Here is a 19,696-nt window from a genome sequence, read left to right on the forward strand (position 1 = left end):
CCCGGCGGCTTTTTCACGCCACAGGGCTGCGTGGGCCGTATTTTGGGTCGCATTATTTTCAATTGAAACGATTGTGTTGGTGGCCAGGGCGACCGGCCAGTTCGCCATAGAGTGCCAGCATGCGCCCGGCGGTAATCGAGGCGTCGAAATGGTCGATCACCCAGGCGCGGCCACGCCGGCCCATGGCCAACCGGGCCTGCTCGGGCATGGACATGAGGCGGAACATCGCGGCGGCGAAGGCCTCCGGGTCGCCGGCGGGGCAGCGGATACCGGTCGCCCGGTTGTCCGGCACCGCCGGCGCGGTCAGGACCACGTCCGGGCCGGCGGCGAGATCGGACACGATGACGGGCCGGGCCATGGCCTGGGCCTCGAGGATGGTGCGCTGCACGCCCTCGAGTTGCACCGCCGCCGAGACGACGGCCGACGCGGCGGCGTAAGCGGCCGGCATGTCGCGCACCGGCGCCGCCATGCGGACGTGATCCATCAGCCCATTGGCCAGCACAAGGTCCCACAGCTCGCCGGGATAGGTGGTGCGGCCGCGATCCTCGCCGACGAAGACGCAGACGAAATCGGTCAGGCCTCGGTCCTTGAGCGCCTTGATGGCCCCGACCACGATATGGTGGCCCTTGCGGCGGACGATGCGGCCGGTAACCAGGAACACCTTGGTCTCCGGTTGAACCCCGAAGGCACGGCGGACCGCGGCGACGCGGTCCAACGTCACCGCCCCCGGATCGAAAGCCGCAAAGTCGATTCCCGTCGGCACCACCGCGAGGCGCTGCCATGGCGTGCCGTAGCGCTGGTGGATGAGGTTGGCGATGTCGTCGCAGGTGGCAATGACGCGGTCGCCGCGCGCCATGACGCCATTGTAAAAGCGCTTGAACAGATTCTTTTCGCTGAAGCCCTTGGTCCAGCCGGTGACAAAGGCAATGCCGCGGCGCTTCGCCGCGAGCGCCGCGCTCCAGGCGCCGGCGCGGCCGAGCGCATGAATGACGTCGCAGTCGCGCCGCCGCGCGATGCGCATCAGCGCCACCGCATTGCGCAGCATCACCAGCGGGTTCTTGCTGGCGACATCGAGCGCGACGAATTCGCCGCCGTGCTTCATGACCTCGCCGATCAGGCGGCCGGACCGCGCCGCGACAATAGCGTGGTGCCCGGCGGATTTGAGAATGCGCACCAGTTCGATCGCGCCATGTTCAGCGGCGCCTTCGTCGAGCGTCGGCACCACGATCAGCACGGTGATCGGTTTGGCAGCGGCCTTGTTCGAGTTCGCGGGCGGAGGCGGCGCGAGCGCATCCTCCAAATGCAGCGCGCGGGGCGCTGGAAGTCTCGATATGCCGCTGGAAGCCATGAAGCCTTTGCCGAAGCGAAATAAGGAGGGAGGTCAGCGATCGCGCGCCAGCAGCGATGTGTAAACACCGCGGATGGCTTCGGCGACGCTCGATGGCGAGAACATGAACTCGGCGAACTGCCGCGCGCGGGCGCCGAGCGCCTCGGCGGTGGTGGCGTCGAGCGCCAGCGCGGCGACGGTCGCGCGCGCCAGCTCATTGGCGTTGCCGGGCCGCACGATCCAGCCGGTGCGCAAATCCTCGCGCATGCGCGGCGGCGCCAGCACGTTCTCCGGCAGCGCGCCGACCGTCGTCGTCACGACAGGGCGGCCCATGGCTTGCGCTTCAGCGGCGGCGCGACCGGTGAGCGGCGCTTCCAGCGACGGCACGACGACGACATCGGCGGCGGCGAGCGCCGTCGGCATGTCGAGGCAATGTCCGACGATGCGCAGCAAAGTGTCGATGCCGTGCTCGCGCGCGCGCTTGATCAGCGAATGGCGATAAGCCGGATTGGCGCGGTCGTCGCCGACGAAGACGAAGGCGACGTTGCGGCTGCCATTCGCCACCATCAGCCGCGCGGCATCCACCATGACCATCTGGCCGTTCCACGGCGCGAGCCGTCCGGGCACCAGGACAATACGCATGTGCGGCAGCACACCCCAGGCCCGCCGCAGGGCGGCGATGCGATCGACGTTGATGAGCGTCGGGGAAAATCGCTCGGTGTCGACCGCGCGGGGAATAACGGTGATGCGGTCGGCCGGAATCCGGTAGCGCTCGATCATCGCCCGCGACACGTAACTCGACGGCGCAATGACGCGCGCGCCGAGCGCCAGCGGCCGCTGCAAGAAGGTCTGCAGAGATGAGTTGGCCGGCAGCCGGTCGGGGAACGACGTCACCGTGTAGACCGGCTGTCGCGCGGTGGCGTTGAGTGCGCTGCGCGCGGCGGCGGCGCAATGCGCGTGCATGATGTCGATGCGTTCGCCGGCGATGAGTTGCTGCAGATGGCGCGTATTGCCGGTCACGCGCAACGGGTTGACGGTGTCGGTCGTCATCGGCAGCCATTCGCCGCCGAAGGCGCGCAATTCGCCGACCAGCGGACCGTCGCCGCCGGCGATGATGGCGCGGGCGCCGGCCTTGAGCAGCGTCAGCGCGATCTCGACCGCGGCCTGGCCGACGGCGTCGTCGGCAAGCGACGGAACCATCTGCAGAATCGTGGCGCCGGCCAGCGAGCGCGGCCGGTCCTGCCGCGGCTGCGGAACGGCTTGCAGCCCCTTGCTTTGCGGGGCCGGTTGCGGCGAAAACTGAATGGCCAAGCGGTCTCTCATCCTCAACCGGTCTGTTCGCCCTCAACGAGAATCATGAGCGAAATCCCAGTCACGAATCTGCAAATCACGAATCTTGTTGCCGAATCGCCTCACAGGACCATTGCCGTGCGCGCGCGAGAGAGCAAGGGGCTGGGCAAAGACAGACCGGGCCTGGTCTGGCTCGGCGGTTTCAAGTCCGACATGAAGGGCACCAAGGCGGTAGCATTGGATGCATGGGCGGAGGCCGAGGGCCGCGCCTGCCTGCGCTTCGACTATTCCGGCCATGGCGAATCAGGCGGTCGATTCGAGGATGGAACGATCGGCCAGTGGCTCGAGGAGAGTCTGGCGGTGGTCACGCGCTTCGCCAAGGGGCCGCAGGTGCTGATCGGCTCGTCGATGGGCGGCTGGATTGCGCTTTTGTTGGCTGCGAAGCTGCGCCAGCTCAAAGATGCACCGAAGCTTGCCGGCATGGTGCTGATCGCGCCGGCCGTGGATTTCACCGAGGCGCTGATGTGGAAGGCGTTCTCCGACGACATCAAGCGCGAGATCGAAACCAAGGGCTTCTGGACGCGGCCGTCTGAATACGACCCGACCGGCTATCCCATCACAAAGGCGCTGATCGAGGACGGCCGCAAACATCTGATGATGGGCGGCATGATCGAGCCCGGTTGCCCGGTGCACATTTTGCAGGGCGTGCAGGATCCTGACGTGCCGTGGCGTCATGCCATCGAGCTGGTGTCGCGCATTGCACGCGAGGATGTGGTGCTGACTTTGATCAAGGACGGCGATCATCGCCTGTCGCGGCCGGAGGATCTGGAGCGGCTGATCGCGGCGGTGAAGGAGTTTTGAGGGGATTAGGTGATGAAGCGCCAAGTGCTCGGCGCGCTCCCTCTCCCCTTGGGGGAGAGGGTTGGGGTGAGGGGGCAAGTGACTCTCGATAGTTTGTAACCCCTCACCCGGCGCACTTCGTGCGCCGACCTCTCCCTATGGGAGAGGTGAAGCGAGCGCGGCGTCCCACTCCTCACGCACACCCGCATCCTCATCGTCGCGCTTCAGCGCCATAAACTCCTCGCGTGACTTCAGCCGCGATAGCGCCCATACGGCGGCGCCGCGCACCAGCGGTGATGCATCGTCGAGTAAGCGTTCGGCCTCCGGCGCCAGCGACGCATCGCCGGAGTTGCCGATGGCATAGAGCACATTGCGCACGAAGCGGTCGCGGCCGGTGCGCTTGATTGAGGTCTTTGTGAACAACGCCCGAAATTGCGCATCGTCGAGCCGCACGAGATCGGCGAGCTTCGGCGCGCGTAACGCATCGCGCGCGGCGAGTTTTGCCTCGCGGCCGGCCTGCGCGAATTTGTTCCACGGGCACACGGCCAGGCAATCGTCGCAGCCATAGATGCGGTTGCCCATGGCGGCACGCAGGTCGCGCGGGATCGGGCCCTTGTGTTCGATGGTGAGGTAAGAAATGCAGCGCCGTGCGTCGAGCCGATAAGGCTCGGGGAAAGCCGCGGTCGGACAAGCATCAAGGCAGGCGCGACACGAACCGCAACTGTCGCTGACAGGTTCATCTGTCGGCAGCTCGAGCGTGGTGAAAATCGCGCCAAGGAATAACCAAGACCCGAATTGGCGCGAAACTAGATTTGTGTGCTTGCCCTGCCAGCCGAGCCCGGCCTTGGCGGCGAGCGGCTTCTCCATCACCGCCGCCGTATCGACGAACACCTTCACGTCGCCGCCGGCATTCGCCACCAGCCAGCGTGCGATCTCCTTCAGCCGGGCCTTGATCAGCTCGTGATAGTCGTCGCCTTTGGCATAGACCGAGATCGCCGCGCGGCGCCGCTGCTGCAAGATGTCGAGCGGGTTTTGATCCGGCCCGTAATTCATGCCGAGCATGATGACCGAGCGCACGTCGGGCCACAGCGCCAGCGGCGAGCCGCGGCGCGCGGCGGTCGTCTCCAGCCACGCCATGTCGCCATGCGCGCCGTCGGCGAGGAAGCGCTCGAGTCGCGCCTTGGCTTCCGGCACCGCATCGGGTCGCGTCACGCCAGCGACGTCGAAGCCGCGCTCACGCGCGCGTTCGATCAGCGTCGCTTTTATTTCGGTTAGCGAAGCAAGCGGCGCGGCAAACTCAGCGAGCCCCCTCTCCCCTTTGGGGAGAGGGTTGGGGTGAGGGGGATACTGACTCTCGATAGTTTGTAACCCCTCACCCGACATGCTTCGCATGTCGACCTCTCCCAATGGGAGAGGTGAAGATGGGTCGCCGCTGGTGCTCAAAAGTCCAGGTCGGCGTAGTGCTTGGCCGGTGGAATGCCGGCCAGCGTCTCCGCCAGCAGCGGACGGAACGACGGGCGCGATTTCACGCGCGCGTACCAGACCCTCGCTGCCTCGTCTTCGTTCCACGGTACGTCGCCCAGATAATCGACGGATGACAGATGCGCCGCCGCCGCGAGATCGGCGAGGCTCAGCCGGTCGCCGGCCAGCCAATTCCGCGAGCGCGCCAGCCAGCCGATATAGGCCAGATGATAGCGGATATTGTGACGCGCCGCGCGCAAGGCCGCGGTGTCCGGCGGGCCGCCGCCCTGTTCGAGCGTCATGTGGCGCTTGAACACGCGCTCGGTCACCAACGGCCCGGAGACCTCGGCGTGGAATTTGTCGTTGAACCAGGATGTCAGGCGCCGCACTTCGACCCGGTCGCGCGGTTCGGGTGGTAACAAACCGTTAACCCCTTCGGGCGGCTGCACCGTTTCCTCGATGAACTCGGCGATGATCGCGGCGCCCGGCACTGGGGGAATGCCGTCGGTGATCAGTACGGGGATGGTGCCGGCCGGATTGAGCACCAGGAACTCCTCGCGCCGCTCCCAGAATCGCTCCTCCACCAGACGCACGTCGATGTCATATTCGGCGAGCATCAGGCGGATAAAGCGGGACAGCGGGCAGAGCGGTTGTTGCAGCAGGGTCAACATGAACGGGCCTGGGGCAGGCGAATCGGAAAAAGGCGGCAGGGACGCGAGGCGCGGCCCGAACAAACCGGACCACTGCTCTATATAACGAAACTCCTTCGCGCAAATTGGGCGTAAAGAATGGCGCGCGCCATCCTTTTTCCAATTGCCTCTGCGCCGGCTTTTGCGCCAAAAGCGCGGGCGCGCGTTCCCCTTTGTCCTGCCTGAGCGTACCCAGCATCCGGAGCGATACCTTATGTCCCTCGACGCAGCGAGCGGTCTGCTGTCCGGCCCCACTCTCGATCTGATCAAGGCCGCCATCCTCGGCATGGTCGAGGGCCTCACCGAATTCCTGCCGGTGTCGTCGACCGGTCATCTGCTGCTGATGGAAAAGGTGATCGGCTGGGGCGACGACGCCTTCGGAAAGTCGTTCGTCATTCTCATCCAGCTCGGCGCCATCCTGGCGCTGCTGACGATCTATTTCGGCCGTCTCTGGTCGCTGGCGACCAACATGTTCACGCGCTGGGAGGCAACGCGTTTTGTCATCGGCGTGCTGCTCGCATTTCTGCCCGCGGCGGTGATCGGTGCGCTGTTTGGCAGCTATATCAAGGCGTATCTGTTCGACGTGCGCATCGTCTGCATTACATTGATTGTTGGCGGCTTCGTGCTGTTGATCGTCGATCGCGTGAAACTCAAGCCGCGTTATTACGAGGCGACCGAGTTCTCGCTGCCGATGTATTTCGGTATCGGCGTCTGCCAGTGCCTTGCCATGATTCCCGGCGTGTCGCGCTCGGGTTCCACCATCGTCGCCGCTATGCTGTTTGGCGCAGACCGCCGCGCTGCGGCCGAATTTTCGTTCTGGCTGGCGATGCCGACCATGGTCGGCGCTTTCGCCTATGAGGCCTATAAGAGCCGCGCCGACCTCACCACCGACCACGTCACGGCCATTGCCGTCGGCTTCGTCCTAGCCTTCATCTTCGGCGTGATCGCGGTGAAAGGCCTGCTGAGCTACGTAAAGCGCCATACCTTCGCGCTGTTCGCGTGGTGGCGCATCCTGCTCGGTACGTTCGGAATTTTCGCGCTGTACTTCTGGTAATCGTTACTCTCCGTCATGCCCGGCCTTGTGCCGGGCATCCACGTCTTAGCGCAGCAAGAAAGGCATGGATGGCCGGGACAAGCCCGGCCATGACGAGGTGTCACGTATTCCGCCGCTTGTCGCTGTAATCGTCGTACAGAACAGCGCGGCTGATCTCGCCGATATCCTTCACCCCGGTCAGCGACATGGCGACGCGCAGTTCCTCGCGCATGAGGTCGAGCGTCTTGGTGACGCCGGCCTCGCCCATTGCGGCAAGGCCGTAAAGATAGGCGCGGCCGATCAGGCAGCCTTTGGCGCCGAGCGCCAGCGCCTTGAGCACGTCCTGGCCGCTGCGGATGCCGCCATCCATCAGAATCTCCAGCCGATCGCCGACGGCGTCGGCGATGCGCGGGAGAACGGTGATGGTGCCGGGCGTGCCGTCAAGCTGGCGGCCGCCGTGGTTCGACACCACAACAGCATCCGCGCCTTCATCGGCCGCGATCTTCGCGTCCTCGGGATCGAGCACGCCCTTGATGACCAGCTTGCCGGGCCAGCGTTTGCGGATCCAGCCGAGATCCTTCCACGACAGCGAGCGGTCGAAATTATCGCCGCCCCAGCGTCCGGCCGCCCAGATGTTGCCCTTCTGGCCGAGGTAGTAATCGACATTGCCGAACGATTTGCGCTTGCCCATCAGCACGCCGGCGAGCCAGCCCGGCTTGGTCATGATGTCCAAGGCATTGCGCGCAGTGAGTCGCGGCGGCACCGTGAGGCCGTTCTTGAGATCGCAGTGGCGTTGGCCGCGCATCGGCAAATCGACGGTGACGAACAATGCGCTGCAGCCGGCCGCCTTGGCGCGATCGATCACCTGCTCGTTGAATCCGGAATCCTTGAACACATAGAGCTGAAACCAGAACGGCCCCTTGATCGCCGAGCGCACATCCTCGATCGAGCAGATCGACATCGTCGACAGCGTGAAGCGGATGCCGGCTGATTCGGCGGCGCGCGCCGCGAGCATCTCGCCATTGCCGTGCATCAGCCCTGTAAGCCCCGTCGGCGCGATCGCGATCGGCATCGACACGTTTTCGCCGAGCATGGTGGTGGTCAGATCGCGCGTTTCCGCGTCGATCATCACGCGCTGGCGAAATCGGATGGCGTTGAGGTCGTTGCGGTTGTTGGCGAGCGAGAGCTGGTCGTAGGAACCGTGGTCGATGTATTCGAAGATCGCCTTGGGCACCTTGCGCCTGGCCAACTGGCGCAAGTCTTCGACATTCGTGATGACCGGCATTTCACTCCCCGTACGTTATTGCGTCGCGATCCCTGCCGGCTCTGCGTCCGGCTTGCTGAACGGGATCGCGTCAGATGGTCAGGCTGTCGTGTGGCTTTTGAACTGGCCGGTCCTGCGGAAGCGCCAAAGGTAGGACGGCACAATCGCCTCGACCGGTTCCGGCGAGATGCCGATGCCGGGTAGCGTGCGCTTCTCGGCGATCGCGGCGTCGGACACGACGTTGTCGGTACGCAGCATGTCGACCTGGCCGGGCGTCAGAGTCAGCGGCGACGGCGCGAACTGCAGGAAAAGCGCCTTGATCTTGGCGGCGAAGAACGGCAGCGGCACCAGCAGGCGCCGGCGCCCGATGGTGGTCAGGATGTACTGCATCAGTTCTTTGAACGTGTAGACGTTCGGGCCGCCGAGTTCGTAGGTCGTGCCGGCATTGAGGCGGCCATCGACGGCATCGGCGATGGCGGCAGCGACGTCGCCGACGAAGACCGGCTGGAATTTTGTGTGGCCGCCGCCGATCAGCGGCAGCACGGGCGACATGCGGGCGAGCGCGGCGAAGCGGTTGAAGAAGTCGTCTTCCGGCCCGAACAGGATCGACGGCCGCATGATGATGGCGTCCGGCTGCGCGGCGCGGACGAGACGCTCGGCCGCGCCCTTGGAGCGGGCATAGCCGACCTCCGAATTCTCGTCGGCGCCGATCGCGGAGACGTGGACCATGCGGGCGCCCACCGCCTTGGCGGCAAGCGCCACGCGCTCGGCGCCCTCGGCGTGAACTGCATCGAAGCGCTGGCGGCCGCCTTCCTGGAGGATACCGACCAGATTGATCAGCACCGAGGCGCCCCGGGCCGCTGCTTCGACCGAGCGGGCGTCGCGGATATTGGCCTGGACGGCATGGATCTGGCCGACCTTGCCGAGCGGCTGGAGGTGGAAGCCTAGTTCCGGCCGGCGCACCGCCACCCGAATACGATAACCCCGTTTTGCCAAGGCCCGGACCAGATGGCGGCCGAGAAAGCCGGAGCCGCCGTAAATCGTGACCAGGGTGTCGTCGTTGCTTTTGGCGGTCATGTCGGCGCTCGCGTCCGGGCTAAGTGGATATAGGCCTTACTTTCAGTCTTTATAGGCCGGTTGGAAGCCGCTTCAAGCCCGCGGTCGTAAGGGGAGCCGCGCGAGGCCGGCAGGCGCCACCGAAGGCGTCAATTGACAAGCCGGACCATGCTCCTTACTAGACCCCGGCCCCTGCCCAGGTGGCGGAATTGGTAGACGCACTAGTTTCAGGTACTAGCGGGTAACACCGTGGAGGTTCGAGTCCTCTCCTGGGCACCATTCCAAAGCATTTTTGACGGTTCGGCGCCTCAAGTTGCTGGATTTGGCGCTTGAAAATGCGGCTCTTTCGTCGTTTGTCCGGCGTAAGATAGCGATTCGGCGGCTGGCCCTTTTTCATGGCACGCGCCTGAACAACCGGAACTACGCATGACCGTCCGACTGCATCGCGGCGACCTGCCCAACCTCGACGCCTACAAGGGCGCGGTGGCCATCGATACCGAAACGCTCGGGCTCGACGTCAACCGCGACCGGCTCTGCGTCGTCCAATTGTCGCCCGGCGACGGCTCCGCCGATGTCGTGCAGATCGCGGCCGGACAGAAAAACGCGCCGAACATCGAAAAGCTGCTCAGCGATCCATCGATCCTGAAAATCTTTCATTACGGCCGCTTCGACATCGGCGTGATGTTCAACGCCTTCGGCGTCATGGCGCAGCCGGTCTATTGCACCAAGATCGCGTCGCGGCTGGTGCGTACCTACACCGACAAGCACAGCCTGAAGGATCTGACGCGCGAACTGCTCGGCGTCGATCTGTCCAAACAGCAGCAGTCGTCCGACTGGGGCGCGCCGGAACTCTCCGACGCCCAGGTGACCTATGCGGCCAGCGACGTGCTGCATCTTCATGCGCTGCGCGACAAGCTCGACGTCATGCTGGCGCGCGAGGGGCGCACGGCGCTGGCGCAGGCCTGCTTCGGCTTCCTGCCCGAGCGGGTGAAGCTCGATCTCGCCGGCTGGGAAGACGAAGATATCTTCTCGCATTCGGTCAAGCCGGGCTGAAAACGTCGTTTTTTGCAGCGTTCACGTGTCCGAATTGCTTTTTTCCGCCGTGCAGGAGCCATAATCTAACGGCAGCTTGCGGCGCGATCGGGGGCCGAATTTTTCTAACGGATCAACCAAGGAGCGCGGACGGCGTCCAGCATGAACCGGGTTATCGCGGCCAAAGTCGATGCCGAGACGGCGCGCGCGCACTGGGTAAGAAGCCAGTCGCAGAACGATCGCGCATTTCGCAATGCGCGCGGCCACAGCCGCATGGTGCGATTCTTGCGGGTCGCCATTCCGGCGACGATCGTCGTTGCTCTGATCGGTGCGTTTCTTGTTTCCTATTTCAATCCGGCGCGGATGCTGAAGGCGCTGCCGGTCAATCTCGACAATCTGGTCGTTTCCGGCACCAAGATCACGATGGAAAAGCCGCGGCTATCGGGCTTCACGAAGGATCAGCGCGCTTATGAATTCGTCGCCGAGGCGGCTGCGCAGGATCTCACCAAGCCGGACTTCGTCGAGCTTCGTAATATCGACGCCAAGGTGCAGATGGAAGACAAGAGCACGATGAAGATGACGGCGCTCACCGGGCTCTACAACACCAAGAAGGAAACGCTTCTGCTCGAGCAGCAGATCTTTCTGTCGTCGGACACCGGGTACAAGGGCCGTCTGACCGAGGCTTTGGTCGACGTGCGGACCGGGAATGTCGTATCGGAGAAGCCTGTCGAACTCGAGATGTTACAAGGCATCCTCAATGCCAACCGGATGCAGATCAACGATTCGGGCGACGTCATCCGCTTCGAGAAGGGTGTCGCCATGACGGTGATGCTCAATGGTCAGCCGTTGCCCAAAGAGAAGATTCCCGCACGATGATGTCGCTTCGATACTTGGGTTCTGTGACTCTCGTCGTGTCCGCGCTGGTGCTCGCCGTTGCGGCCGCGCAAGCGCAGGGACAAGCGCAGCAGAACAAGGGCCCGCCCAACGCGCTGCAGGGCTTCTCGCAGAACCGAGACGAGCCGGTGCATATCGAATCCAATACTCTCGAGGTTCGCGACAAGGAGAAGGTCGCGACCTTCTCGGGCGACGTGCGGGTGAAGCAGGGCGACACCAATATGCGCAGCCGCGACCTGGTCGTGTTCTACGAACAGGAGGGCGGCGCCTCATCCGGCACGCAGTCCGGAGGCAAGCCGATGCAGGCGGCGACGGCTGGCCCCGGCGGCAGCCAGAAGATCAAGCGGCTCGAAGCGCGCGGCGATGTCGTCGTCACGCAAAAGGACCAGACGGCCACGGGCGAGACCGGCATCTTCGATATGAAGACCAATACGGTGACGCTTACCGGCAATGTCATCATGACTCAGGGCAAGAACGTGCTGCGTGGTGATAAGCTGATGGTCGATTTGACCACAGGCGTGTCGCGCGTTGAATCCGGCAAGAACAGCCGAGGACGCGTGCAGGGCCTGTTCTTGCCGAGTGGCAATGGCGAAGCCGCGCCAACGAAGCCTGCGCCGGCCACGCCCCGCGAAGCGCCCAAGGGGTCTCAGGGCCCGCTGCAATTGCGGCCACCCAATTGAGCCGGTCGCATTTGACCCCGTTTTCCGCAACCGGTAGGCCGCAAGTCATGAGTCCGGAGCGCCGATCCGAGTATTTCGAGGCCGGGAATCAGGTAGGATTCTCGCGGCAGTCTTTGTTTTCGGCCGCGGCTTCCCGCTCCGGCCTTCTCATGCTCCGCGGGGTCACCGGGTGAACATCATCTCGCTGTTTCGCCGCCGGCAGCCTGCGCGCCGCGCCGCTTCGCCGGCACCGGCGAATGCGCCTGTGGTGCGGCAACCCCAGCATCCCGGTCAGCCCGCGCCCCAGCAAGCCCGTCAGCAACAACACCCCCAGCAGCAGGCGCAGCGCAGCGGCGCGCGCCAGGCGGCGCGGCATTACCTCGCCGCGCACAGCGTGGAGAAGAGTTTCGGCAGCCGCATGGTGGTCAAGGGCGTGACGCTCTATGTCCGCCGCGGCGAAGCGGTCGGTCTGCTCGGACCCAATGGGGCCGGCAAGACTACCGTGTTTTATATGATCACCGGCCTGATCAAGGCCGATCGTGGCCGTATCGAACTCGACGGCTATGACGTGACGCCGCTGCCGATGTATCAGCGCGCCCGGCTCGGCGTCGGTTATCTGCCGCAGGAAGCATCGATTTTCCGCGGCCTCAATGTCGAAGAGAATATCCGCGCCGTGCTGGAAGTGGTTGAGCCGGACCGCCGCCGCCGCGATGCCGATCTCAAGGCACTGCTCGAGGAGTTCAACATCACGCGCCTGCGCAAGACCCCGACCATCGCTCTGTCGGGCGGTGAGCGCCGCCGCGTCGAGATTGCGCGCGCACTGGCGACACGGCCGAGCTACATGCTGCTCGACGAGCCTTTCGCCGGCATCGACCCGATCGCTGTCGGCGATATCCAACAACTTGTCCGACACCTGACCAACCGCGGTATCGGTGTACTCATCACCGACCACAACGTGCGCGAGACGCTGGGTCTGACCGACCGCGCCTACATCATCTATTCAGGTGAAGTCCTGATGGAGGGCCGCCCGGAGGATATCGTGAATAACCCGGACGTCCGCCGCCTGTACCTGGGTGAAGAGTTCAGGATGTGATTGGGCCAGAGGCCCCGAACCGGTAGCGCCCAGAAAATAGGCAATGCCGCGGTGCGGAATGCCGGCTTCCCTACACGGAAAAACTGGTATAGCCTGACAAGCAAGAATCGGACCAGTTTCCGCCGGGAAACCCCATAGATGGCGTTGTCACAACGACTTGAGTTCCGCCAGACGCAAGCGCTGGTGATGACACCGCAGCTGATGCAAGCCATCAAGCTGCTGCAACTGTCGAGTCTCGATCTTCAGGCCTATGTCGAAAACGAACTCGAAAAGAATCCGCTGCTCGAGCGCGGCACCGCCGAGGACGGCCCGGCCGAGGCTACTGAGCACGGCACTGGCGGCGGCGACGCCGGCGACTTCAGCGATAGCGTGGGCGACGGCGGCCACGACGGTGGACAGGAATCCGGATTGGACGGTGCCCAGGACTGGATCGGCGCCGATCTTGAGACCAGCCGTTCGTCGATCGAGCAGGGCCTCGGGACTGAACTCGAAAATGTTTTTCCTGATGACGGTGGGGAAAAATCCGCGCCGGCCGAAGCCCCGCCGCCGGCCTATTCGGAATGGTCCGGCTCGGGCGGGGGTGCCGACGACAGTGACTACAATCTCGAGGCCTTCGTCTCCGCCGAGGTGACGCTCGGGGATCATCTCGCCGAACAGATGGCGCTGGCGATCGGCGATCATAGGCAGCGCCTGATCGGTCAGTACCTCATCGATATGGTCGACGAGACGGGCTACCTTATCGGCGATCTGGAGTCCGTCGCCGACAAGCTCGGCTGCTCTGTCGCCGATGTCGAAGCGGTGTTGTCGATTCTGCAAACGCTCGATCCGCCCGGCATCTGCGCCCGCAATCTCACCGAATGCCTGTCGCTGCAACTGAAAGAGCGCGATCGCTTCGATCCGGCGATGCAGAAGCTGGTCGAGAACCTGCCGTTGCTGGCCAAGCGCGATCTCGCGACGCTGCGCCGCCTTTGCGGTGTCGACGATGAGGATCTCGCCGACATGATCGGTGAGATACGTAGTCTCAATCCGAAACCCGGCCTCGCTTTCGGTTCGACATTGGTGCAACCGATTGTGCCCGACGTCTTCGTGCGCGCGGCACCCGACGGAACCTGGCTGGTGGAACTCAATTCGGACACGCTGCCGAAGGTTCTCATCGCGCAAAAGTATCACACCCAGGTGTCGAAGACGGCGCGCAGCGATAAGGACAAGGCCTATCTCGCCGATTGCCTGCAGACCGCGACATGGCTGGTGCGCGCGCTCGATCAGCGCGCCAAGACCATCCTCAAGGTCTCGAGTGAGATCGTGCGCCAGCAGGACGGCTTCTTCGCCAAGGGCGTGCAACATCTGCGGCCGCTTAATCTCAAGACCGTCGCCGATGCCATCGGCATGCATGAGTCGACGGTGTCGCGTGTCACCGCCAACAAATACATGGCGACCAGCCGCGGTATTTTCGAATTGAAATATTTCTTCACGTCGTCGATCGCATCCGCGGACGGGGGCGAGGCGCATTCGGCGGAAGCTGTACGCCATCGCATTCGCACGCTGATTGATGCAGAATGTCCCAGTGACGTTTTGTCCGATGACACCATCGTCGAGAAATTGCGTGGTGCCGGCATCGATATTGCGCGCCGCACCGTCGCCAAATACCGCGAAGCCATGCGCATTCCGTCCTCGGTGCAGCGCCGGCGTGAGAAACTTGCCGCGAATGCATGACCGGCCTGCGCGATCGGAGGGCGGACGACGAGATTAACGTGGCGTACACGCCGAAAGTTGCACGGACGGCCATTGACCTGCGGAACGATTCCCACATGATATGATTGAGGCTGCTGGGATCACGACCGGCACCGCCCGACGCCGGTTGACGTAGACTACACGGAGACTACGAAGAGCCAAGCAGTCCCAATAAGACCAAAGACAAGGAGGCCAGTCATGCCTTTACGCGTCTCGGGGAAGAACATCAGCATCGGCACGTCGCTGCAGCAGCGCATTACGGACAGGGTCGAGGAAGCGACCTCTAAATATTTCCGCGGTGGTTATTCCGGTCACGCCACCGTCGGCCGTGACGGCTTCGGCTTTCGAACGGAATGCGTCTTGCATCTGGATTCCGGTGCCTTGCTCGAAGCGCGTGGAGTGGCCGTCGATGCGTATGGAAGTGCCGATGAAGCGGCGACCAATATCGAGAAACGACTTCGCCGCTATAAGCGCCGCCGGAAGGACAATCAGGCCCGCCGCGGCGGCTGACGTGTCATACAATCTAATAAGTCACAGCGATTCCAATCGCTTGCGGCCCATTGACGGCGCCCGATGCGGCTCTTATGGTCCGCCGCCTTCACCCCTCAAACAACCCGAACAAACGCCCGCCGCCATTTCCGTCACCCGGACATGACCATGACGCTTACCGATATAGTAGCGCCGGCCGCGATCATTCCGGCGCTCAAGGTCAACGGCAAGAAGCAAGCGCTGCAGGAACTTGCCGCGCGTGCGGCCGAATTGACCGGGCAAAGCGAGCGCGCGATCTTCGAGATCCTGCTGCAACGGGAGAAGCTCGGCTCGACCGCGGTCGGCAATGGCATCGCCATTCCGCATGGCAAGCTGCCGAAGCTCGGGCGTCTGTTCGGATTGTTCGCGCGGCTGGAGCGGCCGATCGACTTCGAGGCGCTCGACTCGCAGCCGGTGGATCTCATTTTCCTGCTGCTGGCGCCGGAAGCCGCGGGCGCCGATCACCTCAAGGCCCTGGCGCGCGTCGCGCGTATGCTGCGCGATCCCGAGACCGCGCGGAAGCTGCGCGAGTCGAGCGACACCGACGCGCTATACGCCGTGCTGGCCATGCCGCAGAGCAGCGCGGCTTAGTCTTCCCTCTCCCCGCAAAGCGGGGAGAGGGTGGCCCGCATCTTATGCGGGCCGGGTGAGGGGCGGTTCCCATGCGGGGGCCAAATCGGAAAAAGGTTTCGTCTGAGAGACGGTTGCGGCGTCAATCGACGGACGCAGAGATGATCCTGTGGCTGTCGTTGCGCGATCGCCGCTTGTCGGGTTTCAAGTTCGTCCGGCAGGAAGCTATCGAACCATTTATCGTTGACTTCGTGTGCCGCGATAAACGGCTGATCGTCGAAGTCGATGGCGGGCAACATTCAGAAAATTCAAAGGACCGAGAGCGTGACCGGAAATTGATTGAGGCCGGTTATCGTGTGCTTCGCTTTTGGAATAACGACGTGTTGCAGAACAAAAATGGTGTTCTTGAAACAATTCTCGGCGCGCTGAGAGAGTGACGTTGCCCCTCACCCGGCTTGCTGCGCAAGCCACCCTCTCCCCGCAAGCGGGGAGAGGGAAAAGGGTGCTCAATGCACGCTGACAGCTTCGAGCTCGTTGCTCCAGGCGCTGGCCAGCGCGCTCTCGCGCGTGTCGGTCAGCATGATCGGCGTGCCGTCCGCGGCATGCAGCGCGAACAAAGTTAGGCCGGGCGCGATCTGCGGCGCCTGCGGAAACATGTTGGCGACATCTTCCGAACGGATGGGCTTCACATAAGCCAGCCGCCCGTCGCCCAGATGCGCCAGCGCATCCTGCGTGATTGCCGCCTCGTTGGTGGTGTTGGTGTCAGCCAGCTTGTGTTGAGTCATGGCCCTCGATCCTTTCCCATTGAACGCTTAACGCGGTCGAGTCCTGTTTCGTTGCTTCAAAGTTCCGTCATCATTCCAGATCGTTGATCGCGATCGATCGTACGACCCGCTCCGGCTGCGGCCGGACCAGATCGACCGACAGCAACCCGTGCTTCAGGTCGGCGCCCATCACCTCCATGCCGTCGGCCAGCACGAAGGTGCGCTGGAACTGGCGCGCGGCGATGCCGCGGTGGAGGTACTGACGGGTCTTGTCGTCCTGCTGCCGCCCGCGGATGACCAGTTGGCTTTCCTCGACGGAAACGTCGAGCTGGTCGCGGGTGAACCCTGCAACGGCCAGCGTGATGCGAAGGCGCTCGGGGTTGTTGTCCTCGCGCGGCAGACGCTCGATGTTGTAGGGCGGGTAGCCATCGGCCCCCTTGGCGACGCGGTCGAGCACGCGCTCGATTTCATCGAAGCCAAGCAGGAACGGGCTGGAGAGTGACGGCACTCGAGACATGGTATCCAAAGTCCTCGCTGTGAAGCGACTTTGCGGCGAGGCCCCTTTCGGGCGCCCCTGGTCCGGACCCGGGATCCGCCCGGGTTCGGCATTTCCGTCGGGGAAGCGACCGCCACCCTGACTGCAGCTAATATGGGCAGGGCCGGTTAAAGGTTCAAGAACAAGGGAAATCTGCTCCAAAGGGGATTCTTTGCCTCCGCAGCCACCGGATTTTCCCCTGCCGGTCGCTCCCGGCCAGCCGGCGCCGGTGTCTTACCCTGCACACCCCCGTCCGGCCCATGGACGATCCTGTCTGCTCCGCTGGCGGTCGCCGCGCCAGAGTGGCGGCAACCTCCGGTGGCTCCTGCGTGCGTCACGATCGCATGCAGCCGGCGCGCGGCTGAGTGATCGCACATGTTTCATAATCAGCGTCGGCGTCGCGTGATTTATAAATTGTCGCGCAAAGCGACGTTCGATGACAACGCCATTACGAACGGATTTCGATTTAACGAAATTTCGTTAAATCACCCGCGTCCAGCGTGGTTAAATTAATCACGCCTGTTTGCCGTGTTTGACTAAAATTTTCTTAAGAAGCGTCTCAGTTCCTTTTTATCCCGATAAGATCGCTTCGTCCGGCCGCACTTGTTTGTTCGGTCATGTGAGCGGAGCGTAACCCGTGTTAGCGCGCAGCATAGATAACGATGACTTGGGTCCCACCTTCGAGGAGCGGCTGTTTAGTCGCGGCAAGACCGTCAGTATCGCTTTGGCCATCGTAGCCATCGGCATCGCCGCGCTCGATCTCGTCAATGCCAATGCGCTGACGAATGTCTCCGCGCTGATCCGTGACGCCCGCCTGCATTACGATGAGGTGCCGGGCCGCATCCTTGCCGGCATCCGCCAAATCTCGATTTATGACGATCGCTCGGCAGTCGTTGTCGCCATTCCGCGTGATGTGCCGGCACCGAAGCCGGTCGCGCAGTTGCGTCCCGCGGCGACGCTCAACGATCCCGCGAGGCTGACGCCCGTTGCCGCCGAGCGGCAGCGTCTCGCTCTCAACAAGCCGGAGCCGGTGAAGACTGAAACCGCCAGGGCGAACACGCCGCAGCGTCCCGCCGCGCGAAGCGTCAACAATGCAGCGGTTGCCGCGCTCGCGGACGTGAAGCACGCCGACGCCGTCGAACTTGCGATGCTGCAGCCGGATCGCGACATGCGCGCCGGCATGGTCACGCTGGCTTCGCTGACGCCGGCAAGCCCACCGACGCCTGCCGTCGCAGCGAAGCCGGACTACGCCAACGTCCCGGCGCCGCAGGCGCATGCCATGCTCGCTGCGTATGACAATGACGACGCGCCGCCGGTTCGCCTTGCCAGTCTCAACAGCGGTGAGATGCCGATGAGCTCGATGGCCGCTCAGCCGATGCCGGTCTCGCTGCCGCCGCTTAACATGGTCCCGATGCCGGTCCCGGCGCCGGGCGTACCGCCGCCGTCGCCGGCGCAGCGGCTCAATCTCGACGACAAGGAGTACGCCAAGGCGCAGCGCTGCCTCGCCAACGCGATCTATTGGGAAGCGCGCAGCGAACCGGTGCGCGGCCAGATGGCCGTTGCGCAGGTCGTGATGAACCGCGTGTTCTCGCCGTTCTATCCGAACGATGTCTGCTCGGTGGTCTACCAGAACGCCCACCGTCACTTGTCGTGCCAGTTCACTTTCGCCTGCGATGGCAAGCGCAAGACGATCACCGAACGCGGTCACTGGGCGCGCGCCAACCGCATCGCCAAGCAGACGCTCGACGGTCAGATCTACGTGCCGGAGGTCGCCAAGTCGACGCACTACCACGCCGCGTACGTGAACCCGATCTGGAATCGCGAGATGAAGAAGCTGGTGCGCTTCGGCCTGCACTCGTTCTATCGGCCCTACGCTTGGGGCAATGGCGCCGAGATGCCGGTGTGGGGCAAAACGGTGCTGGCCAAGGACGACAGCAAGAAGAAGTAACTAAATCCTCAGCTTCAGCAGTCTGATCGCGTTATCGCGGGCGATCTGCGCGCGCTGGGCGTCGGAGAGCGGCGCGGCATCGAGCCATCCGCTGCCCTGGCCGATGTCCTCGAACGGCCAGTCGACCGAGAACAACACATGGTCGAGGCCGACTTCGGCCATGACGTTCTGCAGCGCCGGTGTATGAAAATTCCCAGCGGTCGTGATGTAGAAATTTTTCCGGAAATAATCGCCGACACTGCGCTGCGCGGCATAGCGATGCGGCAGCTTCATCCAGCCATTGCGATTGTCGATGCGCCACAGCAGCGCTGGAAGGCCCTCGCCGAGATGGCCGAGGATGATCTTCAGCTTCGGATGCGTGTCGAACAGGCCTGAACCGATCAGGCGCAATGCGTGGATCGCGGTCTCGGCGCCGAAGGCCCAGTTCGGCCCCAGCATCCACGGGTGCCCCTGATACTGCGGCGCATGCGCCGGCAGCGGATTGCGCGGGTGTAGATAGAACGGCACGTCGAGGGCCTCGACCGTATGCCAGAACGGGCGATATTCCGGCTGGTCGTAATAGGTGGCGTTGTCGGCGCTGCCGACTTGCGAGAAGCCATTGACCAGCGCGCCGACGAAACCGAGTTCCTTGACGCAGCGGGTCAGTTCGGCTGCCGCGGCTTCCGGGTCCTGCATCGGCAGGGCGGCAAAGCCGGCAAAGCGCTTCGGGTGCTTTGCAATGACCGCGGCGAGCGCGTCATTGGCCTTGCGTGCGACGGTGATCGCCGTTGCGGTGTCGGGAATGGCCTGCACGGCCGGCGCGTTCAGCGACATCACCATCATCTCGATGCCGTGCGCGTCCATGTCGGCGAGGCAGGAGTCGATGTTGAGCAGGCGTCGTGACAACTCCGGCCAGACCGGCGCGAAGGCGTGGGGTTCTCCGAGTGTCTCGTCAATGGCGAAATGTTCTTCGAGCGCGATCTTGCCGTGCATTTCCTTACCG

At 63.7% G+C, this 19,696-nt stretch carries 19 protein-coding genes, 1 tRNA gene and 1 pseudogene; 12 read left to right on the forward strand and 9 right to left on the reverse strand.

Annotation, left to right across the window (positions count from 1 at the left end):
- Window positions 1-58: 58 nt before the first annotated feature.
- Window positions 59-1,348, reverse strand: coding sequence for a glycosyltransferase (locus E8Q40_RS01405; RefSeq protein ID WP_246662976.1), 1,290 nt, complete (start codon window positions 1,346-1,348; stop codon window positions 59-61).
- A 33-nt stretch (window positions 1,349-1,381) separates the two neighbouring features.
- On the reverse strand, window positions 1,382-2,638 hold the full coding sequence (locus E8Q40_RS01410; protein WP_168197713.1) for a glycosyltransferase: 1,257 nt from the start codon (window positions 2,636-2,638) through the stop codon (window positions 1,382-1,384).
- A 45-nt stretch (window positions 2,639-2,683) separates the two neighbouring features.
- Here E8Q40_RS01410 and E8Q40_RS01415 point away from each other — a divergent pair, with 45 nt between their 5' ends.
- On the forward strand, window positions 2,684-3,478 hold the full coding sequence (locus E8Q40_RS01415; protein WP_137042712.1) for a carboxylesterase: 795 nt from the start codon (window positions 2,684-2,686) through the stop codon (window positions 3,476-3,478).
- Window positions 3,479-3,613: 135 nt separating this feature from the next.
- Here E8Q40_RS01415 and queG read toward each other — a convergent pair whose 3' ends face one another.
- Window positions 3,614-4,723 carry a tRNA epoxyqueuosine(34) reductase QueG gene (queG, locus tag E8Q40_RS01420; RefSeq protein WP_246663136.1) on the reverse strand — a complete coding sequence of 370 codons (1,110 nt, stop codon included), beginning with the start codon at window positions 4,721-4,723 and terminating at the stop codon, window positions 3,614-3,616.
- A gap of 173 nt (window positions 4,724-4,896) precedes the next feature.
- On the reverse strand, window positions 4,897-5,589 hold the full coding sequence (locus E8Q40_RS01425) for a glutathione S-transferase family protein (protein ID WP_137042713.1): 693 nt from the start codon (window positions 5,587-5,589) through the stop codon (window positions 4,897-4,899).
- Window positions 5,590-5,821: 232 nt separating this feature from the next.
- Between E8Q40_RS01425 and E8Q40_RS01430 the strand changes: the two genes are divergently transcribed.
- Window positions 5,822-6,661, forward strand: coding sequence for an undecaprenyl-diphosphate phosphatase (locus E8Q40_RS01430; protein WP_137042714.1), 840 nt, complete (start codon window positions 5,822-5,824; stop codon window positions 6,659-6,661).
- Window positions 6,662-6,761: 100 nt separating this feature from the next.
- Here the strand turns inward: E8Q40_RS01430 and E8Q40_RS01440 are convergent, their stop codons facing one another.
- Window positions 6,762-7,925 (reverse strand): alpha-hydroxy acid oxidase, encoded by a 1,164-nt coding sequence (locus tag E8Q40_RS01440; protein WP_137042716.1) that lies wholly within the window; start codon window positions 7,923-7,925, stop codon window positions 6,762-6,764.
- A 78-nt stretch (window positions 7,926-8,003) separates the two neighbouring features.
- A complete protein-coding gene (locus tag E8Q40_RS01445) occupies window positions 8,004-8,981 on the reverse strand; it encodes a complex I NDUFA9 subunit family protein (RefSeq protein WP_137042717.1) in 978 nt (325 codons plus the stop codon).
- Between the two features lie 173 nt (window positions 8,982-9,154).
- On the opposite strand from E8Q40_RS01445, the gene E8Q40_RS01450 reads away from it, so the two are divergent.
- The 9 genes and pseudogenes from E8Q40_RS01450 to E8Q40_RS01490 all read left to right on the forward strand — a co-directional run bounded on the left by E8Q40_RS01450 (window position 9,155) and on the right by E8Q40_RS01490 (window position 15,904).
- Window positions 9,155-9,239, forward strand: a tRNA-Leu gene (locus tag E8Q40_RS01450).
- A 147-nt stretch (window positions 9,240-9,386) separates the two neighbouring features.
- Window positions 9,387-10,013 (forward strand): ribonuclease D, encoded by a 627-nt coding sequence (locus E8Q40_RS01455; protein WP_137042718.1) that lies wholly within the window; start codon window positions 9,387-9,389, stop codon window positions 10,011-10,013.
- Window positions 10,014-10,154: 141 nt separating this feature from the next.
- A complete protein-coding gene (gene lptC, locus E8Q40_RS01460; RefSeq protein WP_137042719.1) occupies window positions 10,155-10,868 on the forward strand; it encodes an LPS export ABC transporter periplasmic protein LptC in 714 nt (237 codons plus the stop codon).
- Window positions 10,865-11,566, forward strand: a complete 702-nt coding sequence (locus tag E8Q40_RS01465; protein WP_137042720.1) for an LptA/OstA family protein — start codon at window positions 10,865-10,867, stop codon at window positions 11,564-11,566. Before lptC ends, E8Q40_RS01465 begins: the two co-directional genes overlap by 4 nt.
- A 169-nt stretch (window positions 11,567-11,735) precedes the next feature.
- Window positions 11,736-12,638: an LPS export ABC transporter ATP-binding protein gene (gene lptB, locus E8Q40_RS01470; protein WP_137042721.1), complete on the forward strand. Its 903-nt coding sequence runs from the start codon at window positions 11,736-11,738 to the stop codon at window positions 12,636-12,638.
- Between the two features lie 138 nt (window positions 12,639-12,776).
- Window positions 12,777-14,351 (forward strand): RNA polymerase factor sigma-54, encoded by a 1,575-nt coding sequence (gene rpoN / locus E8Q40_RS01475; protein ID WP_137042722.1) that lies wholly within the window; start codon window positions 12,777-12,779, stop codon window positions 14,349-14,351.
- Window positions 14,352-14,567: 216 nt separating this feature from the next.
- Window positions 14,568-14,870, forward strand: a pseudogene (gene hpf / locus E8Q40_RS01480) (ribosome hibernation-promoting factor, HPF/YfiA family); the annotation flags it as partial.
- A gap of 156 nt (window positions 14,871-15,026) precedes the next feature.
- Window positions 15,027-15,488, forward strand: a complete 462-nt coding sequence (gene ptsN / locus E8Q40_RS01485; protein ID WP_137042724.1) for a PTS IIA-like nitrogen regulatory protein PtsN — start codon at window positions 15,027-15,029, stop codon at window positions 15,486-15,488.
- Window positions 15,489-15,628: 140 nt separating this feature from the next.
- A complete protein-coding gene (locus E8Q40_RS01490) occupies window positions 15,629-15,904 on the forward strand; it encodes an endonuclease domain-containing protein (protein ID WP_370455222.1) in 276 nt (91 codons plus the stop codon).
- Window positions 15,905-15,973: 69 nt separating this feature from the next.
- Here the strand turns inward: E8Q40_RS01490 and E8Q40_RS01495 are convergent, their stop codons facing one another.
- Both E8Q40_RS01495 and E8Q40_RS01500 read right to left on the reverse strand, forming a co-directional pair.
- Window positions 15,974-16,252 (reverse strand): DUF1150 domain-containing protein, encoded by a 279-nt coding sequence (locus E8Q40_RS01495; RefSeq protein WP_137042726.1) that lies wholly within the window; start codon window positions 16,250-16,252, stop codon window positions 15,974-15,976.
- A gap of 70 nt (window positions 16,253-16,322) precedes the next feature.
- On the reverse strand, window positions 16,323-16,748 hold the full coding sequence (locus tag E8Q40_RS01500; protein WP_115516154.1) for an Hsp20 family protein: 426 nt from the start codon (window positions 16,746-16,748) through the stop codon (window positions 16,323-16,325).
- A 685-nt stretch (window positions 16,749-17,433) separates the two neighbouring features.
- On the opposite strand from E8Q40_RS01500, the gene E8Q40_RS22160 reads away from it, so the two are divergent.
- Window positions 17,434-18,714, forward strand: a complete 1,281-nt coding sequence (locus tag E8Q40_RS22160; RefSeq protein ID WP_246662977.1) for a cell wall hydrolase — start codon at window positions 17,434-17,436, stop codon at window positions 18,712-18,714.
- Here E8Q40_RS22160 and E8Q40_RS01510 read toward each other — a convergent pair whose 3' ends face one another.
- Window positions 18,715-19,686, reverse strand: coding sequence for an amidohydrolase family protein (locus tag E8Q40_RS01510; RefSeq protein ID WP_137046532.1), 972 nt, complete (start codon window positions 19,684-19,686; stop codon window positions 18,715-18,717).
- Window positions 19,687-19,696 lie beyond the last annotated feature (10 nt).

The sequence above is a fragment of the Pseudolabrys sp. FHR47 genome (assembly GCF_005153485.1).
GTDB lineage: Bacteria > Pseudomonadota > Alphaproteobacteria > Rhizobiales > Xanthobacteraceae > Pseudolabrys.

Bases quoted from the DNA above. Each gene is read 5' to 3' on its own strand.
- E8Q40_RS01405 (WP_246662976.1), bottom strand. From the start codon at position 1,348: ATGGCTTCCAGCGGCATATCGAGACTTCCAGCGCCCCGCGCGCTGCAT.
- E8Q40_RS01415 (WP_137042712.1), top strand. From the start codon at position 2,684: ATGAGCGAAATCCCAGTCACGAATCTGCAAATCACGAATCTTGTTGCC.
- E8Q40_RS01425 (WP_137042713.1), bottom strand. From the start codon at position 5,589: ATGTTGACCCTGCTGCAACAACCGCTCTGCCCGCTGTCCCGCTTTATC.
- E8Q40_RS01430 (WP_137042714.1), top strand. From the start codon at position 5,822: ATGTCCCTCGACGCAGCGAGCGGTCTGCTGTCCGGCCCCACTCTCGAT.
- E8Q40_RS01440 (WP_137042716.1), bottom strand. From the start codon at position 7,925: ATGCCGGTCATCACGAATGTCGAAGACTTGCGCCAGTTGGCCAGGCGC.
- E8Q40_RS01445 (WP_137042717.1), bottom strand. From the start codon at position 8,981: ATGACCGCCAAAAGCAACGACGACACCCTGGTCACGATTTACGGCGGC.
- E8Q40_RS01455 (WP_137042718.1), top strand. From the start codon at position 9,387: ATGACCGTCCGACTGCATCGCGGCGACCTGCCCAACCTCGACGCCTAC.
- lptC (WP_137042719.1), top strand. From the start codon at position 10,155: ATGAACCGGGTTATCGCGGCCAAAGTCGATGCCGAGACGGCGCGCGCG.
- E8Q40_RS01465 (WP_137042720.1), top strand. From the start codon at position 10,865: ATGATGTCGCTTCGATACTTGGGTTCTGTGACTCTCGTCGTGTCCGCG.
- rpoN (WP_137042722.1), top strand. From the start codon at position 12,777: ATGGCGTTGTCACAACGACTTGAGTTCCGCCAGACGCAAGCGCTGGTG.
- ptsN (WP_137042724.1), top strand. From the start codon at position 15,027: ATGACGCTTACCGATATAGTAGCGCCGGCCGCGATCATTCCGGCGCTC.
- E8Q40_RS01490 (WP_370455222.1), top strand. From the start codon at position 15,629: ATGATCCTGTGGCTGTCGTTGCGCGATCGCCGCTTGTCGGGTTTCAAG.
- E8Q40_RS01495 (WP_137042726.1), bottom strand. From the start codon at position 16,252: ATGACTCAACACAAGCTGGCTGACACCAACACCACCAACGAGGCGGCA.
- E8Q40_RS01500 (WP_115516154.1), bottom strand. From the start codon at position 16,748: ATGTCTCGAGTGCCGTCACTCTCCAGCCCGTTCCTGCTTGGCTTCGAT.
- E8Q40_RS01510 (WP_137046532.1), bottom strand. From the start codon at position 19,686: ATGCACGGCAAGATCGCGCTCGAAGAACATTTCGCCATTGACGAGACA.